Genomic DNA, 17,026 nt, shown 5'->3' on the forward strand with positions numbered 1-17,026 from the left:
CTCCGTCCGTCGCATGCGCGTGCGTTCGGAGCCTGAGACCCCAATCCAACAAGGACTACCCACTACATGACTACCGCAACGACCGCCCCGGCCACCAAGCAGGTCGCGATCAACGACATCGGATCTGCCGAGGACTTCCTGGCCGCGGTCGAGAAGACCCTGAAGTTCTTCAACGACGGCGACCTCATCGAGGGCACCGTGGTGAAGATCGACCGCGACGAGGTCCTCCTCGACGTCGGGTACAAGACCGAGGGTGTCATCCCCTCGCGCGAGCTCTCCATCAAGCACGACGTGGACCCCAATGAGGTCGTCAACGTCGGCGACCACGTCGAGGCCCTGGTTCTCCAGAAGGAGGACAAGGAAGGTCGCCTCATCCTGTCCAAGAAGCGTGCGCAGTACGAGCGCGCGTGGGGCGACGTGGAGAAGATCAAGGAGAACGACGGCGTCGTCACCGGTCAGGTGATCGAGGTCGTCAAGGGTGGCCTCATCGTCGACATCGGCCTGCGCGGCTTCCTGCCCGCATCGCTCATCGAGCTGCGCCGCGTCCGCGACCTCACCCCGTACCTCGGTCAGGAGCTCGAGGCGAAGATCCTCGAACTCGACAAGAACCGCAACAACGTGGTCCTGTCGCGTCGCGCTCTTCTCGAGCAGACGCAGTCGGAGTCGCGCTCCAACTTCCTCAACAACCTGCACAAGGGTCAGGTCCGCAAGGGCACGGTCTCGTCGATCGTCAACTTCGGTGCGTTCGTCGACCTGGGCGGCGTGGACGGCCTCGTGCACGTCTCGGAGCTGTCCTGGAAGCACATCGAGCACGCCTCCGAGGTCGTCGAGGTGGGCCAGGAGGTCACGGTCGAGATCCTCGAGGTCGACCTCGACCGCGAGCGCGTCTCGCTGTCGCTGAAGGCGACCCAGGAGGACCCGTGGCAGGTCTTCGCGCGTACCCACGCCATCGGCCAGGTCACGCCGGGTAAGGTCACCAAGCTCGTTCCGTTCGGTGCGTTCGTTCGCGTCGCAGACGGCATCGAGGGCCTGGTGCACATCTCCGAGCTCTCGGGCAAGCACGTCGAGCTGGCCGAGCAGGTCGTGTCGGTGGGCGAAGAGGTCTTCGTCAAGGTCATCGACATCGACCTCGAGCGTCGTCGTATCTCGCTCTCGCTCAAGCAGGCGAACGAGTCGGTCGACCCGTACGGCACCGAGTTCGACCCGGCCCTCTACGGCATGGTCACGGAGTACGACGAGAACGGCGAGTACAAGTACCCCGAGGGCTTCGACCCCGAGACCAACGCCTGGAAGGAAGGCTTCGACGCTCAGCGCGAGGCCTGGGAGCAGGAGTACGCCGCTGCTCAGGGTCGTTGGGAAGCCCACAAGGCTGCCGTCATCAAGGCCCAGGAGGCGGAGGCCAACAACGTCGGCACCGTCGAGGCCAGCGGTTCGTCCTCCTACTCGAGCGAGTCGGGCCCCGCGGGCACCCTCGCCGACGACGAGGCCCTCGCGGCTCTGCGCGAGAAGCTGTCCGGTCGTTGATCGACTGACATCCTCATGAGAGAGGGCCGGGATCTTCGGATCCCGGCCCTCTTCTCGTTCTCGCAACGCCGCTAGGGTGGGCGCATGACGGGGGAGCGCCCGGTGGGCGTCGACGGGGGAGGCGGCGTCCCACCGCGCCCGGCTCTCGTGCTCGCCGCCCTCGTGCTCGCGGCGCTGGTGTGCAACCTCAATCTCGCTGCGGCGAACATCGCACTGCCGGAGATCGGCGACGACTTCGCCGCCGGCCAGACCGGGTTGAATCTCGTCGCGCTCGGATGCTCCCTCGGCCTCGCGATGTCCGTGCTGTACCTCGGCGCCCTCGCGGACCGCTACGGCCGCAAGCAGATGCTGATGCTCGGGCTCGCGCTGACCGTCATCGCCAGTTTCGCGGCCGCCGCGGCACCGTCGATCGAGTGGCTCATCACTGCTCGCGTCTTCACCGGCGTCGCTGCGGGCATGGCCTACCCGACCACGTTGTCGTTGATCACCGCTCTGTGGTCGCGCGGACCCGCCCGTACGGGCGCGATCGCCCTGTGGTCCAGCGTCAGCGCGATGGCCGGCGTGCTCGGTGCGGTCGCGGCCGGCTTGGTGCTGGAGGTCTTCCACTGGCAGGCGGCCTTCCTGCTGGCCGCCCCCATCTCCGCCGTCGGACTCGTTCTGGTGCTCGCCGTCGTCCCCAGCCACATCCGCGAGTCGACCGAACCGGTGGATCACGTCGGCGGCGTGTTGTCTGTGTTCGGTGTGGCCGCTCTCGTGGTCGGAGTGGGAATCATCGCCGCACCCGAGCAACGCCTCGCAGGGGGCGTGAGTCTCACTCTCGCCGCCGTGCTGCTCGGTTTCTTCGTGTGGCGTCAACGCAGCGCCGCATCGCCTCTGTACGACCTCGCGATCGCCCGTCGACGGATGTTCTGGGTGCCCGCGCTTGCGGGCATGGTCGTGTTCGGCTCGCTGATGGGAGCGATGTTCGTCGGTCAGCAGTTCCTGCAGAACATCCTCGGCTACGACACGCTCGAAGCGGGTCTGGCGGTCGTGCCGGCTGCGGCAGGGCTCCTGATCGCGGCGCCGGTGTCGGCGCGCATGGTCACGACACGCGGCTCGCGGACGACGATGCTCGCCGGGTACGCCTTCGTGTTCGTCGGGTTCCTGACGACGCTGTTCTGGCGCGAGCACACTCCCTACTGGCTGATCGGAGCGGGCTTCTTCACCATCGGGGTCGGAGCCGGGTTCGCGATGACTCCCGCATCCCGGTCGCTCACCGATGCGACGCCGGTCATGCGCGTGGGTATGGCTTCCGCGACCTCCGACCTCCAGCGGGACCTCGGCGGTTCCATCATGCAGGCGCTGTTGGGCGCCATCCTGGCCACGGGATTCGCCGGTGCGTTCGGCCGCGCCATCGCCGCCTCGCCGTCCGCCTCGCAGGTCTCCGCGGAGGTGCAGGCCGCGCTGCAGGCCTCCTTTGCCTCTGCGCTGCACGTGGCCGAGCAGTTTCCGCAGTACCGCGCCGAGATCGTGGCCGCCGCGACGCAGAGCCTCGTCGACGGCGCACTGTGGTCGTACGCGGTCGGCGCCGTCGCCATCGTCTCCGGCGCCGTCCTCGTGCGTGTGCTCCTGCCTTCACGCAGCGGCGAACATCGTCTGATCGCGGAGTACGCCGCGGCGGACGCGGCCGACGACCCGCCGTCTTCCGACGCGACCCCTCGATGACGTCCCACCTTCGGAGGTCGTCGATCGGGCGCGGAGGCCGACGTCGCGTCGGCGTGTGGCGTCGGGTCGCGATAACGTCGGATTCATGAGTACCAGCGACGTCGGCGACGCGTACCCCGTCGCCGAGCATGTCGTCGACTCGCGGCGCATCCTTCGCCGCATCCGGAGGTTCGGTCGTCATTTCGCATTGCCGCCCTTCCTCGACACCGGTCGGGCACGGACGACGGCGACTCTGCAGCTGAGCCTCGCTGCCGTCGTGCTCGTCTACGTCGTCATCGCGGTGCCGTGGGGCTATGCCGGTGATCTGGGTCTGTTCTGGCTGGGTGCGATCGTCGTGCTCGGCGCGGGCGGTGTGGCGCTCCTGGTGCCATGGGCCCGCGTCTCTGCGTGGTGGATCATGGCCGTGCCCATCATCGATCTGCTGGGCATCGCGCTGCTGCGCCAATCGCTGCCCACCGGTGGGTTCGGTGTGCTGTTCTTCATTCCCGCCATCTGGCTCGCCATCTACTTCGGCATCGGCGGCTACCTGGTCGGCATCATCGTCGCGCCAGCCATCCTGGTGACCACCGCGATCGTCGACCCCCGGCAGGACGTCGGATACGTGACCTTCAGTCTTCCGCTGATGATCGTGGTCGTCGCAACCATCAGCCTCGCGCTCGGGCGGCAGATGACGGCGCAACGACGGCTCTTCACCCGTCAGACCCGCACCATGGCCCGCACTCTGCGCCGCGCCCAGAAACAGGAAGAACTGCTGGCCGAGGTGCTGGACACGATCGACTTCGGTGTCATCCGTCTCGCGGCCGACGGATCCACGACCGTCGCGAACGAGGCGCACGCACGACTGCAACGCGCCGCCCGCTCCGCGGAGGCCGGTTCGGGCGGACACGCCGCCTTCGCGGCCGACGGAGTGACCCCGGTGGACCGGCAGGACACCCCCTTCGCGCGGGCAGCCCGCGGCGAGGTCTTCGACAATCAGATCGTGTGGTTCGGCGGCGACGGACCGCGCCGCCGAGCGCTCAGCGTGACGGCGCGGCGCACGCGCGCCGTCGACGGCTCCGACAACGGCGCGGTCATCGTCTCGCGTGACGTCACCGCGGAGCTCACGGCGCTGCGTGCGCGCGACTCGCTCGTTTCCTCGGTCTCACACGAGCTCCGCACGCCGCTGACCTCGATCATCGGCTACCTCGAGCTCGCGGTCGACGACCCGGATGTGCCAGAACGCGCGCGCGGCTACCTCGACGTCGCGGAGCGGAACGTCTCGCGCCTGTTGGAGATCGTCTCCGACATCCTGACGGCGTCGAGCACGTCGGAGATGTCGGCTGACCTGACCATCTCGCAACAGGATGTGGACATCGCAGACGTGGTGCGCGCGAGCGGCGAGTCCTGGGCCCCCGCTGCGGCGGAGCGCGCGATCGCCATCGACATGGCGGGCGTGCGCCCGGCGCCGGCCTACGCCGATCCTCTCCGCATGCGGCAGGTCATCGACAACCTCGTCAGCAACGCGGTGAAGTACAACCGCGATGGCGGACGCGTCACGCTCAGCACGACCTCGGACGGGATCACGACCTGGATCACGGTCACCGACACCGGCGTCGGGGTCTCCGAGAGCGACGTGGGCAGGCTCTTCGAGCGCTTCTTCCGTGTCGCCGACACGTCGACGGGAACGGGGCTCGGTCTGTCGATCAGCCGTGAACTCGTGCGCGCGCACGGTGGCGACATCATCGTCACCAGCACGGCCGGCGTCGGTTCGACCTTCAGCGTGCAGCTCCCGGCGAGCGCCGAGTCGCTGGATGATCCGGACGCGATCATCACGATCTCCAGAACGGGCGCATCGCGACGCGAAGAGGACCAGGACACATGACGCTCGATCCCCTCACCGCGGGCATCTTCACCGCGATCGCTGTGGTCACCATCGCTGTGACCTACATCGCCACCACGCTCTCGCGGCGCTACGGGGGCGGGTCCCAGCTGTGGGGCATCGGTTTCCTGCTGCAGATCATCGCCGTCGTGAGCACCGTGGTGATCGGTCTGTTCGACGCCTCCGAGTGGACCAACGTGTGGGCTCTCGCGCTCGGCAACGCAGCCGCGGTGGGCGCTGCCGGCTGCGTTCTGATGGGGTTCCGCGCGTACAACGGCGAGGAGGTCGCCGGTCCCGCGCTCATGGTCGTGTCCCTTGCGTTCCTCGTCGCGGCGGTCACCGTCGTCGAGAAGCCGGCCGCAGGCGGGCAGACGGGTGTCCTCTGGTACAGCCTCGCCATCGCCGGACTCTGCGTGGGGGCGATCATCCATGCCGTCGGCCCGCGGACGAGGCCTCATGTCGCGACCTGGGTCTTCGTGGGCGCCACCACCCTCTTCGGTGCGTATCACGTGACGCGCGCCGTCGTCACTCTCACGGCGGGGGAGGACAGCCCCGTCTTCGCGGCCTGGTTCGGTCCGATCTCGCTGAGTCTGGTCGTCCTGGTACTGGGAACGGTCTCCTCGCTGACGCTCTTCATGCTTCGCGCCGTGCTGGTCACCGCGCAGCAGGCGGCGGGCTCCGCCGCCGTGGACGAGGTCCTCGCTGCGTCCGCGTTCCTCGCGATGCTGCGGCGGATCCTCCGCCGTGCTGCGCATCGCACGGAACTCGTCGTCGTCATCGCGGTGATCGTCGAGGACGTCGGAGCGATCACGGCGTCGTTCGGGCAGGAGGTCGCCGAAGCCACCACTCGCGTCCTGCGGTCTGCGGTGCGCGAGTTCGCGTCGCCCGTGGCGGCGGTGGGCGCCACGGATGACCGGACCATCATCCTCGTCGCCACCACTGCATCCAGCCCTTCCGATGCGCGTCGCCAGGCGGGGCTCATCTACCGCGGAGTGATCGAGCGCTTCGTGGATGCCCGGGGCATCGTCGTGCCCGGTGTCGGGGTGGGTGTCGCCCTCAGCCAGACGCTGGGCTACGGTCCCGAGGTGCTCGTGGAAGCGGCGACGATCGCCGCGGTGGAGGCGTCCGAGAGCGACGAGACCTCCGTGGTCTTCGCGCGGGCGCGGGGGGTCGGCGCTCCTGCGTTCCCCGGGGAGCCGACGGAGCGATAGTGTCCACGATATGCACAGCGACGCTGCTCCCGGTCGGGGCAGGGGTGTACGCGGATTCCTGCGCGCGAGGCTCGCGGGATCACGTGCGCCACGCACATTCGCGGCTCGGGGACGCACCGCTGTTCTGAACCAGCTCGTGCTCTGCGCGCTGGTTCTGGTCGTGGCGACGGTGGGGATCTTCTCGTCTACGCTTCGCAACGAGAGCCTGTTCCTTGTCGGGGTCGTCATCGTCTTCGCCGTAGGGGTGGCGACCTTGGCCACGCCGTGGACCCGCATCCCTCGGACCGCCCTCTACGTCTTGCCCATCGCGGACATCGCAGGCATCGCCGTCATGCGCGTCGCCGAGCCCATGAGCGGGCTCGGGCTCATGTGGGTCTTTCCCGCGATGTGGTTGGCAACGCTGGGCATCCTGGGATTCGTCATCCAGTTCACGATCATCACCGCCACCTATGCGGTCATCGTCGTGACGGGGGGAACGACCGTGTGGGGGTACACGGTGTTCCTGCTCCCCATCGCCGTTCTCGCCGTCGCAACGACCACCTACATCTCCTCACGACGTCAGCGGGCCCAAGCGCATCTGCTCGAGAAACAGGCGGCGCTGCTCAGCGGAGCGCTGCAGCGCGCCCAACGTCAGGAGGAGCTCGTCATCGACGTGCTCGACGCGGTGGATTTCGGTGTGCTGCGCATCGCACCCGACGGCACGGTCTCCGTGGTTAATGAGGCGCTGGGGCGATTCCAGAACACGATCCCCGGATTCGGGTCCCGCAGTCGGGAGATCGAGAACGCATACCGCGCCGACGGCGTGACCCCGATGCCCCGTGCGGAACGGCCGCTGCTCCGGGCGCTTGCGGGCGAGGTGTTCGAGAATCAGGTGGTGTGGTTCGGCCACCCCGACGAACGCCGTCACGCCATGAGCATCACGGTGCGCCGGATGCATGACGGCGAGGGCGCGGATGCGGGAGCCGTGCTGATCGCGCGGGATGTGACCCCGGAGATGACGGCATTGCGTGCCCGAGATCGGCTCGTCGCCTCCGTCTCGCACGAGTTGCGGACGCCGCTGACGTCGGTGCTCGGTTACCTCGATCTCGCGATGGACACGCTCGACGACCCGGATCAGGCGCGCCACTCGCTGGAGATCGCTGCCCGAAACGGCGAGCGGCTCCTCGAGATCGTCGCCGACATCCTCGCCGCCTCCAGCACCTCGCGCCTCTCCGTCGACATGACCATCTCGCCCGAACCGATCGATGTCGCAGAACTGGTGGCGGCGACGGCGGAGGCCTGGCGTCCGCGGGCGGCCGAGCGGGCGCTGACGATCGATACCTCCGGGATCGAACCCGCCGGTGCGTTCGCCGATCCGCTGCGGCTGCGACAGGTCATGGACAACCTCGTCAGCAACGCTGTGAAGTACAACCGCGACGGGGGTGCCATCTTCCTCGGCTGCACCACAGACGGCAGTTCCACCTGGATCCTGGTGCGAGACACCGGGACGGGGATCGCGGAGCCGGACCTGGACCGCCTGTTCGAGCGCTACTTCCGTGCGCGGACGGATGTGGAGGGGACGGGCCTGGGTCTGTCCATCAGCCGCGACATCGTTCGTGCGCACGGCGGAGACATCACCGTGCGCACGAGCCGAGGGCTGGGCTCGACCTTCATGGTGCAGCTTCCCGTCGACGAGCGCTCGGTCGCTTCGCCCGCTGCACCGCTTCAGGAGACGGGAGAAGCGAGATGAACGTCGATCTGTTCACCGCGTCGTTGTTCACCGCGCTCGTCGGCAATGTCGCCGGGGCCGTCTTCATCATCGACACGATCCTGCGCCGCGATCACGGTCCCGGTCGCATCTGGTCGATCGCGTTCTTGTGCGGGATGGCCACGACCGTCGCCTACAGCATGTGGGCAGCCGGCATCGGCGAGATGCTGCCGATCGCGGTGGGCAACGCGCTGTTCGTCACGACGACGGCGGTGATGTGGCTCGGCTCACGCAGTTTCAACGAGCGGCGGATCGGTTCGGCGACGGCGGTCACCGTGCTCGGTGCGCTGACCGTGGCCGGTGCCGTCGTCGTAGAGGGTCCGGACGGCGGAGACTGGGCGGGGTGGCTGACCATGGGCATCGGCCTCGTCGTGTTCTCCACGCTCGCCGCGATCGAGACGCTCCGTGCGCCGATGCGCCGCTTCGGCACCGCCGCGGTGCTCGCCGTCGTCTTCCTGGTGATGGCGACCTTCTATCTCATTCGCTGTGTGGTCTTCGTCGTCGCGGGCGCGGACAGCCCGCTCTTCCTCGACGCGTTCGGCTCGGTCGTCGCCAACTTCTTCACCGTCGTCCTGACCGTCGTCGCCGTCGTGGTCATCTCGGTGCTCAGGGCGGCGCAGGTCGAGCTGCGCTCCTTCGCGTGGATGACCAGCAGGGGGGTCACTTCCGACGGCATCCTTCTGGCGGCGACGCTCCGCACAGCGATGACGGATGTCATCGAGCGCGCCCGATGGCGCGGCGAGCTGGTCTCGACCGTCGCAGTGCGTGTGGCGGATCTGGCGGAGATCCGCACGGCATTCGGCGCAGACGTCGCGGGCGACGTCCTGCACCACTGGAGACGGAGCGTGCGGCGGTATGCGCCGTCGTTCGCGCTCGTCGGCGAGGACGGCGCGGATGCGCTCGTCGTCGTCACGCGCGCGGCCACTGCGGCCGAGGCCCGCAGGCAGGCCGCCGTGATCTATCGCGGCGTGCTGGAAGCACTCGGCGCCGTGAGCCGCGCGGTCATCCCGTCCGTCGGCGTCGGGGTCGCCCTGACCGAGACCGTCGGCTATCGGACGGAGGTCCTGGTGCACAGCGCCCGCGTCGCGGCCGACGAGTCCGCCACGAGCGTCGAGTCCTCCGTGCTGTTCGGCGGCCTCTCGTATGCGGAGCAGGACCCGGCGTGAGGTCGTGGCATGCTCGAGGCATGCCTCTCATCGCACTGACCGGCGGGATCGCGTCCGGCAAATCCACGATCGCACGGCGTCTCGCCGAGCACGGCGCGGTCATCGTGGATGCCGATGCCATCGTGCGAGAGGTGCAGTCGGTGGGATCTCCAGTGCTGGAGCGGATCGCGGCCGAGTTCGGGTCCGAGGTGATCCAAAACGACGGGTCGCTCGATCGTGCCGCACTGGGCGCGATCGTCTTCTCCGACGCTGCGGCGCGGGAACGTCTGAACGCCATCGTGCATCCGGCGGTGCGTCAGGCCTCGACCGAACGCTTCGAGCGCGCGTTCGCCGACGATCCCGATGCGGTGGTCGTGTACGACGTGCCGCTGCTCGTGGAGGCGCGCGTCGACGATCCATGGGAGGCGATCGTGGTGGCCCATGCGCCGGCCGCGGTGCGTGAGCGTCGGCTCGTGGCGCTTCGAGGCGCCAGCGCACACGACGCCCGCGCGCGGATCGCCGCCCAGGTCTCTGACGAGGAACGTCTCGCTGTCGCCGACGTGGTGATCGACACGTCGGGCTCTCTCGCGGACACGATCGCGCAGACTGACGAGCTGTGGGAGCGGCTGCGCGGCTGACCGCCCCGATGTCCGTGGTCCCGCCTACGCTGGAACGGTGCAGACCACACGATCCGTTCGCCCCTTCGAGGTCGTCAGCGAGTACATGCCGTCCGGCGATCAGCCGGCCGCGATCGCCGACCTCGCCGCCCGCATCAACGCCGGCGAGACCGATGTCGTGCTGCTCGGCGCCACCGGCACGGGAAAGTCAGCGACGACGGCCTGGCTCATCGAGCAGGTGCAGCGTCCGACGCTCGTTCTCGCTCACAACAAGACCCTCGCGGCACAGCTCGCCAATGAGTTCCGAGAGCTCATGCCACACAACGCCGTCGAGTACTTCGTGTCGTACTACGACTACTACCAGCCCGAGGCGTACGTCCCGCAGACCGATACGTTCATCGAGAAGGACTCGTCGATCAATGCCGAGGTGGAGCGCCTGCGCCACTCCACGACGAACTCCCTGCTGAGTCGGCGGGACGTCGTCGTGGTGTCGACCGTCTCCTGCATCTACGGTCTGGGCGCCCCGGAGGAGTATCTCCGTGCGATGGTGGCCTTGCAGGTGGGGGAGCGCTACGACCGCGACGCTCTCATCCGGCAGTTCATCGCGATGCAGTACAACCGCAACGACGTCGACTTCTCGCGCGGCAATTTCCGGGTGCGCGGCGACACGATCGAGATCATCCCGGTCTACGAGGAGTACGCCATCCGCATCGAGCTCTTCGGTGACGAGATCGAGGCGCTGTACACCCTGCATCCGCTGACCGGGGAGATCGTCGAGCGGATGGACTCGGTTCCGATCTTCCCCGCGTCGCACTATGTCGCGGGCACGGATGTGGTGCAGCGCGCGATCGGCACGATCGAGACCGAGTTGGCCGAGCGACTGAAGGAGTTCGAGTCTCAGGGCAAGCTTCTGGAGGCGCAGCGGTTGCGCATGCGCACCACCTTCGACCTCGAGATGCTGCAGCAGCTCGGATTCTGTTCCGGCATCGAGAACTACTCGCGCCACATGGACGGGCGCGCACCGGGGGAGCCCCCGCACACGCTGCTCGACTTCTTCCCTGACGACTTCCTCCTCGTGATCGACGAGTCGCACGTGACGGTGCCGCAGATCGGGGCGATGTACGAGGGGGACGCGTCACGCAAGCGCACGCTCGTCGAGCACGGGTTCCGGCTGCCGTCGGCGATGGACAATCGTCCGCTTCGGTGGGACGAGTTCAAGAACCGGATCGGGCAGACGGTGTACCTGTCGGCGACGCCCGGTCGGTACGAGATGGGCATCGCCGACGGGGTGGTGGAGCAGATCATCCGTCCCACCGGCCTGGTCGATCCCGAGATCGTGGTCAAGCCCTCGAAGGGGCAGATCGACGATCTTCTCGAAGAGATCCGGCTCCGGGTCGAGCGCGACGAGCGTGTGCTGGTGACGACGCTGACCAAGAAGATGGCGGAGGAGCTCACCGACTTCCTCGGAGAACACGGAGTGCGTGTCAGGTATCTGCACTCTGATGTCGACACGCTGCGGCGCGTGGAGCTGCTCAGCGAGTTGCGGGCGGGCGTGTACGACGTGCTCGTCGGCATCAACCTGCTGCGCGAGGGTCTCGACCTGCCGGAGGTCTCTCTGGTCTCGATCCTCGACGCCGACAAGGAGGGGTTCCTGCGCAGCGGAACCTCGTTGATCCAGACGATCGGTCGCGCCGCGCGCAACGTGTCCGGTCAAGTGCACATGTACGCCGACAAGATCACCGATTCGATGCGCAACGCGATCGACGAGACCGAGCGGCGCCGTGAGAAGCAGATCGCGTACAACACGGCGAACGGCATCGACCCGCAGCCCCTGCGCAAGAAGATCGCCGACATCACCGACGCCCTGATCCGTGAGGGCGCCGACACCAAGGCGATGCTCTCCCGCGACCCCAAGGGCAAGGGCAAATCGCCCACGCCCAACCTGCGTCGCGAGGGAATCGCGGCCGAGGGTGCTGCGCAGCTCGAGGCGACGATCTCCGATCTGTCTGATCAGATGCTGGCCGCAGCGTCGGAGCTGAAGTTCGAGCTCGCCGCCCGACTCCGCGACGAAGTCCAAGACCTGAAGAAGGAGCTTCGCGCGATGGAGCGCGCAGGCCACGCCTGATCGGGGCGCGCCGCGGGCTCAGACGGCGGCCGTTCGGGCGAGAAGCTCGGCGATACGGCCCCGACAGCCACCGCATCCTGTGCCGGCCCGTGTCCGGGCGGCGACGCATTCGACCGAGTCCGCGCCCTCCGACACGGCTTCGCCGATCCTGCCCGCGGTCACGCCGTTGCACCAGCACACGGTCGCGTCGGCGGCGAACGGGTCCGCGGAGACGGATGCCCCGGCGTCGTCCGCGTCCAGGCGGAGCAGCACGGACCGGTCGGCGGGAAGCTCCGATCCGCGCTCGAACAGCAGTGTGAGCTCGGCACCCGTACGGGGGAGGCCGACGGCCACGAAGCCCGTGAGCACGCCGGCACGTGTGACCATCTTCACGTAGGTTCCGCGAGCCGGATCCGCCCACTGTGTGACCTGCGGCGCATCCACGCAGCCATCGGTGTGCGCGCCTTCATCCCACGGGTCGGCGGAGACATCGCCGCCGGCGACGATATCGACGCCCTCCGCCTTGAGCATGACGACGCTCGGGCGCTCGTTCGTCGTCGCAACCGGGCGGCCGGAGAGCATGTCGGCGAGCGCATCCGCCTGGCGCCAGCCGGGACCGATGAGACCGGAGGGCGCGCCCGGAACGCGGTCGTGGTCCGTGTAGGCCACAGGGTCCGCGATCTGCGCGCAGTCGCCGATCGCGAAGACATCAGGATCGCTCCATGAGCGCCCCACACCGTCCACGAGGATGCCCGCCGCAACGGCGAGCCCGCAGGCCGCGGCGAGCTCGGTGCGAGCCGTGACGCCCACCGACAGCAGGAGCAGGTCTCCAGCGATCTGTTTCCCGTCGGCGCAGACGAGCGCGTCGAAACGTGGATGCGGGTCTTTCTCGTCGGTGCGCAGCAACACGCTCTCGGCGCGAGAGTGCGGAGCGATCTCGATCCCCGCTTCCCGGGCCGCGCGCGCCAGGATCCGTCCGCCGCCGAGATCGAGATTGCGGGGCATCGGGATATCGCCGTGGTGCACGACGACGACCTGCGCGCCCTGTTCCCGCGCGGCGAGGGCGAACTCCAAGCCGAGTACGCCGGCGCCGAGGACGACGATGCGGCCACCGGCCCTCACGGTTGCGAGCACGTTCGTGGCGTCGCTCAGATCCCGCAGAGCATGAACACCGGAGGGGAGCGGCCTCGCACCCTCATCGAGGGCGGCGGGGTCTTCTGCGCGAACGGTGCGTTCGCGTCGCGCGCGCTCCATCCCCGCAAGGGTGGGGATGTTGGCCCGCGCCCCCGTCGCGAGCACCAGCCGGTCGTACGGGATGCATCGCCCCGCGCTGGTGCGGACAGTGCGCAGGTTGCGGTCGATCGCCACGGCGGCTTCACCGAGATGGATCTCAGCACCCGCCGCGATGGCCGCAGCGGTGTCGGTGATGTCGAGCCGTGAACGATCGGCGCGCCCGACGGCGTACTCGGCGACGAGCACACGGTTGTACGCGTCTTCCGTCTCCGCGCCCACCACGGTCACCGAGACCTCGCCGGCGCGTAGTGCCGGCAGCATCCCCTCGATGAAGCGCGCGGCGACCGGGCCGTAGCCGATTACGACGATGCGGATCATCGAGACACCGCCGTCTCGACGACGGGCGTGTCGCTCGCAGCGTGGACGCTCACCCGCGTGCGTTTGAACTCCGGCATCGCCGAGATCGGGTCGGCCACCGCCTCGGTGAGGAGGTTCGCTCGCGCGTCGCCGGGGTAGTGGAAGGGAAGGAAGACCGTGTCGTGGCGGATCCCGGCGGTCACCTCGGCGCGTGCTCGCACGGCCCCTCGGGTGTTTCGCAGCTCGATCGGGTCGCCGTCCGATACTCCCAGCCGTACCGCCGTGGCGGGGTGCAGCTGTGCGGTGAGCTCGGGGCGAGCGGCGAGCAGCTCCGGGACGCGCCGGGTCTGCGCGCCGGACTGATAGTGCTCGAGCAGGCGGCCCGTGATGAGCGTGAGGTCTGCCGCACCGCTCGGTTCGGAACGTTCCCGACGAGGATGCACGACGACCAGCCGTGCGCGCCCGTCGTCGTGGGCGAAGCGCTCTGCGAAGGGGCGGGGCGTGCCGCGCGAGCCTCGTGGAAACGGCCAGTGCGCCGCGAGGCCGGTGTCCAGCAGTTCATGGCTGAGGCCGGAATAGTCGGCGGGGCCGCCCTCGGACGCGAGTGCCAACTCGTCGAACACCTCGGCCGGGTCGGTGGACCAGGTTCCGGGCGCGTCGAGGCGACGGGCGAGTTCGCTCATGATCCAGAGCTCGCTGCGCGCTCCCGCGGGGGCGGCGAGCGCTCGGCGTCGACGCAGCACACGGCCCTCGAGTGAGGTCATCGTGCCCTCCTCCTCGGCCCACTGGGTCACGGGCAGGACGACGTCAGCGAGCTGCGCCGTCTCCGACAGGAAGAAGTCGCACACCACGAGCAGTTGGAGGCGACCGAGCCGCTGGGCGACGCTGTCGGCGTCGGGAGCGGACACGACGACGTTCGAGCCGTGTACCAGGAGGGCGTGCACCTCGTCACCGAGCAGGTCCAGCAGCTCGAGGGCCGGCACGCCCGGGCCCGGGAGCGAGTCCGCGGGCACACCCCACACCCGTGCGACGTGGGCCCGTGCAGCGGGATCGGTGATCTTGCGGTAACCGGGCAGCTGGTCGCACTTCTGCCCGTGCTCACGGCCGCCCTGCCCGTTGCCCTGGCCGGTCAGGGTGCCGTACCCGTTGCCGGGCGTGCCCGGCAACCCCAGCAGCAGTGCGAGATTGATGGCTGCCGTCGCCGTGTCGGTGCCGTCGACGTGCTGTTCCACACCGCGCCCGGTCAGGATGTAGGTGCCTCCGTTCTCGGCGAGTCGGCGTGCGACGCTCCGCAGCAGTGGCACGGGGACGCCGGTGACCTGCTGCACGCGTTCCGGCCACCAGGCGTTGGCGCTCACGCGCAGGGCGTCGAAGCCCACGGTGCGCTGCGCGATGTAGCCCTCGTCCGCGAGACCCTCGGCGATGACGATGTGGATCAGTCCGAGGATGAGGACGAGATCTGTGCCGGGCGCGGGTTGGAGGTGGATGCCCCCGCCCTCGTCGGTCAGTCGTGCGGTCTCGGACCGGCGCGGGTCGACGACGATGAGTCCGCCGCGTTCGCGGGCACGTGAGAGGTGGCGGATGAAGGGGGGCATGGTCGCCGCGACGTTGGAGCCGAGCAGGAGGACGGTGTGGGCCTCATCGAGATCGGCGACAGGGAAGGGGAGTCCTCGGTCGATCCCGAAGGCACGGTTGCCCGCGGCCGCGGCGCTGGACATGCAGAACCTGCCGTTGTAGTCGATGCGGCTCGTGCCCAGCGCGACGCGGGCGAACTTGCCGAGCTGATAGGCCTTCTCGTTGGTGAGTCCGCCGCCGCCGAAGACGCCGACCGCATCCGCGCCGTGCGTGCGGCGCAACGCCCGCAGCGTCCCGGCGACCTCGTCCAGCGCTTCGTCCCACCCGACCTCCTCGAACCGGTCGCCGTTGCGACGCAGCGGCGCGGTGAGACGATCGCCGCGAGTGAGGAGTTCGGTGGCGGTCCACCCCTTCTTGCACAGTCCGCCCCGGTTGGTCGGGAACTCCCGTGCGTCCACCCGCGCACCGTCTCGCTGAGGCGTCAGCCGCATCGCGCACTGGAGGGCGCAGTACGGGCAGTGTGTGTCGGCGATCGCCGCATCCGCGGTCACAGGCGAGTCCCGGATCGGCGTCCGCCGCGCACGTAGACGACGGCGGTGACGGCGAGCATGAGGGCGTAGGCCACGACGAACCACGACAGGCCGGCGCCGTACCCGCCTGTCGCCGACTTGGACAGTCCGAGCACCTGCGGGATCAGGAAGCCGCCGTACGCGCCGATGGCGGCGATGATGCCGAGCGCCGCGGCAGCCTTGCGCTGCGTTCCGATGTCGCCGGAGCTGCGATGGGCATCCGCGGCGCCCGCACGCCAGGCGAAGACGGTGGGGATCATTCGGTACGTCGAGCCGTTGCCGATCCCGCTCGTCGCGAACAGGACGAGGAAGAGGCCGAGGAAGCCCCAGAAACCGAGCGAGGGAAGCGTCAGGATGAGCGTGACCGTCGTGGCCGCCATGACGCCGAAGGCGATCATGGTGATGGTCGCACCGCCGAAGCGGTCGGCGAGCCTGCCCCCGTAGGGTCGGGCGAGTGATCCGCAGAGTGCGCCCAGGAAGGCGAGCTGCAGCGTCGTCGCGCCGAGGTGGATGCCGGAGAACTCCGGGAACTGGTCGGCGAGGAGCTTCGGGAACACTCCGGCGAAGCCGATGAAGGAGCCGAAGGTGCCGAGGTAGAGGAACGAGAGGAGCCACAGATGCGGCTCGCGGAAGGCCGCAACGGATGCGGCGAAGTCGGCCTTCGCGTGCGAGAGGTTGTCCATGCGCAGCGCGGCCCCGGCGACAGCAATGAGAATGAGCGGCACCCACACCCATCCGGCGAGCGGCAGCTGGAGCGTGACACCGGCGCCGATCGTCACGACGATCGGGACGATCAGCTGTGCGACGGCGGCGCCGAGGTTGCCCCCTGCGGCATTGAGCCCAAGCGCCCAGCCCTTCTCACGCTGGGGGTAGAAGTAGGTGATGTTGGCCATGGAAGACGCGAAGTTGCCTCCGCCGAAGCCCGCCAGCGCCGCCACGAGGAGCATCACGCCGAAGGGTGTTTCCGGATTCGCGACGCACATGGCCAGGCCGATCGCGGGAAGCAGCAGGAGTGCGGCGGAGACGATGGTCCAGTTGCGGCCACCCACCTTGGGCACCATGAAGGTGTACGGGAAGCGCAGGGTGGCGCCGACCAGGCTGGGGATGGAGATCAGCCAGAATGTCTGCGCGGTGTCGAAGGCGAAGCCGGCTGCCGGCAGCGATACGACCACGATCGACCAGAGCTGCCAGACGACGAAGCCGAGGAACTCCGCGAAGATCGACCAGCGGAGGTTCCGAGCGGCGATCCGGCGCCCGACGGCCTTCCACTGCGCCTGATTCTCGGGGTCCCATCCGTCGATCCATCGACCCCGCCGGTGGACGAGTTCGGGGGCGGCAGGTGCGGTGTTCGAGGGCGCGGTCGTGATCAGAGCAGACATGGC

At 68.8% G+C, this 17,026-nt stretch carries 11 protein-coding genes; 8 read left to right on the top strand and 3 right to left on the bottom strand.

The features are described 5' to 3' along the window. Positions 1-66 precede the first annotated feature (66 nt). The 8 genes from rpsA (at position 67) to uvrB (ending at position 11,931) form a co-directional block, all read left to right on the top strand. Positions 67-1,524 (top strand): 30S ribosomal protein S1, encoded by a 1,458-nt coding sequence (gene rpsA, locus KYX17_RS15040; RefSeq protein WP_234075368.1) that lies wholly within the window; start codon positions 67-69, stop codon positions 1,522-1,524. Positions 1,525-1,608: 84 nt separating this feature from the next. Beyond that, positions 1,609-3,228: an MFS transporter gene (locus KYX17_RS15045; protein ID WP_243227768.1), complete on the top strand. Its 1,620-nt coding sequence runs from the start codon at positions 1,609-1,611 to the stop codon at positions 3,226-3,228. An 85-nt stretch (positions 3,229-3,313) separates the two neighbouring features. After that, positions 3,314-5,089: a cell wall metabolism sensor histidine kinase WalK gene (locus KYX17_RS15050; protein WP_243227769.1), complete on the top strand. Its 1,776-nt coding sequence runs from the start codon at positions 3,314-3,316 to the stop codon at positions 5,087-5,089. Beyond that, complete coding sequence (locus tag KYX17_RS15055; RefSeq protein ID WP_243227770.1) at positions 5,086-6,297, top strand: hypothetical protein; 1,212 nt, start codon at positions 5,086-5,088, stop codon at positions 6,295-6,297. Before KYX17_RS15050 ends, KYX17_RS15055 begins: the two co-directional genes overlap by 4 nt. 160 nt (positions 6,298-6,457) lie before the next feature. Beyond that, on the top strand, positions 6,458-8,026 hold the full coding sequence (locus KYX17_RS15060; RefSeq protein ID WP_243227771.1) for an ATP-binding protein: 1,569 nt from the start codon (positions 6,458-6,460) through the stop codon (positions 8,024-8,026). Continuing rightward, positions 8,023-9,210 carry a diguanylate cyclase gene (locus KYX17_RS15065; RefSeq protein ID WP_243227772.1) on the top strand — a complete coding sequence of 396 codons (1,188 nt, stop codon included), beginning with the start codon at positions 8,023-8,025 and terminating at the stop codon, positions 9,208-9,210. The genes KYX17_RS15060 and KYX17_RS15065 overlap by 4 nt, the downstream gene beginning before the upstream one ends. Before the next feature lie 20 nt (positions 9,211-9,230). Next, entirely contained in the window at positions 9,231-9,827 is a 597-nt protein-coding gene (gene coaE / locus KYX17_RS15070; protein ID WP_243227773.1) for a dephospho-CoA kinase, read from the top strand. A 37-nt stretch (positions 9,828-9,864) separates the two neighbouring features. Next, positions 9,865-11,931 (top strand): excinuclease ABC subunit UvrB, encoded by a 2,067-nt coding sequence (gene uvrB, locus KYX17_RS15075; protein WP_243227774.1) that lies wholly within the window; start codon positions 9,865-9,867, stop codon positions 11,929-11,931. A gap of 18 nt (positions 11,932-11,949) precedes the next feature. Here uvrB and KYX17_RS15080 read toward each other — a convergent pair whose 3' ends face one another. Genes KYX17_RS15080 through KYX17_RS15090 form a run of 3 tightly spaced genes read right to left on the bottom strand, consistent with a single transcriptional unit; the run spans position 11,950 to position 17,023 of the window. Further along, positions 11,950-13,521 carry an FAD-dependent oxidoreductase gene (locus KYX17_RS15080; RefSeq protein WP_243227775.1) on the bottom strand — a complete coding sequence of 524 codons (1,572 nt, stop codon included), beginning with the start codon at positions 13,519-13,521 and terminating at the stop codon, positions 11,950-11,952. Continuing rightward, positions 13,518-15,626 carry a molybdopterin oxidoreductase family protein gene (locus tag KYX17_RS15085; protein WP_308220896.1) on the bottom strand — a complete coding sequence of 703 codons (2,109 nt, stop codon included), beginning with the start codon at positions 15,624-15,626 and terminating at the stop codon, positions 13,518-13,520. Before KYX17_RS15085 ends, KYX17_RS15080 begins: the two co-directional genes overlap by 4 nt. Continuing rightward, positions 15,623-17,023 (bottom strand): MFS transporter, encoded by a 1,401-nt coding sequence (locus KYX17_RS15090; protein ID WP_243227776.1) that lies wholly within the window; start codon positions 17,021-17,023, stop codon positions 15,623-15,625. Before KYX17_RS15090 ends, KYX17_RS15085 begins: the two co-directional genes overlap by 4 nt. Positions 17,024-17,026: the final 3 nt, after the last annotated feature.

Source organism: Microbacterium sp. CIAB417 (assembly GCF_022788845.1).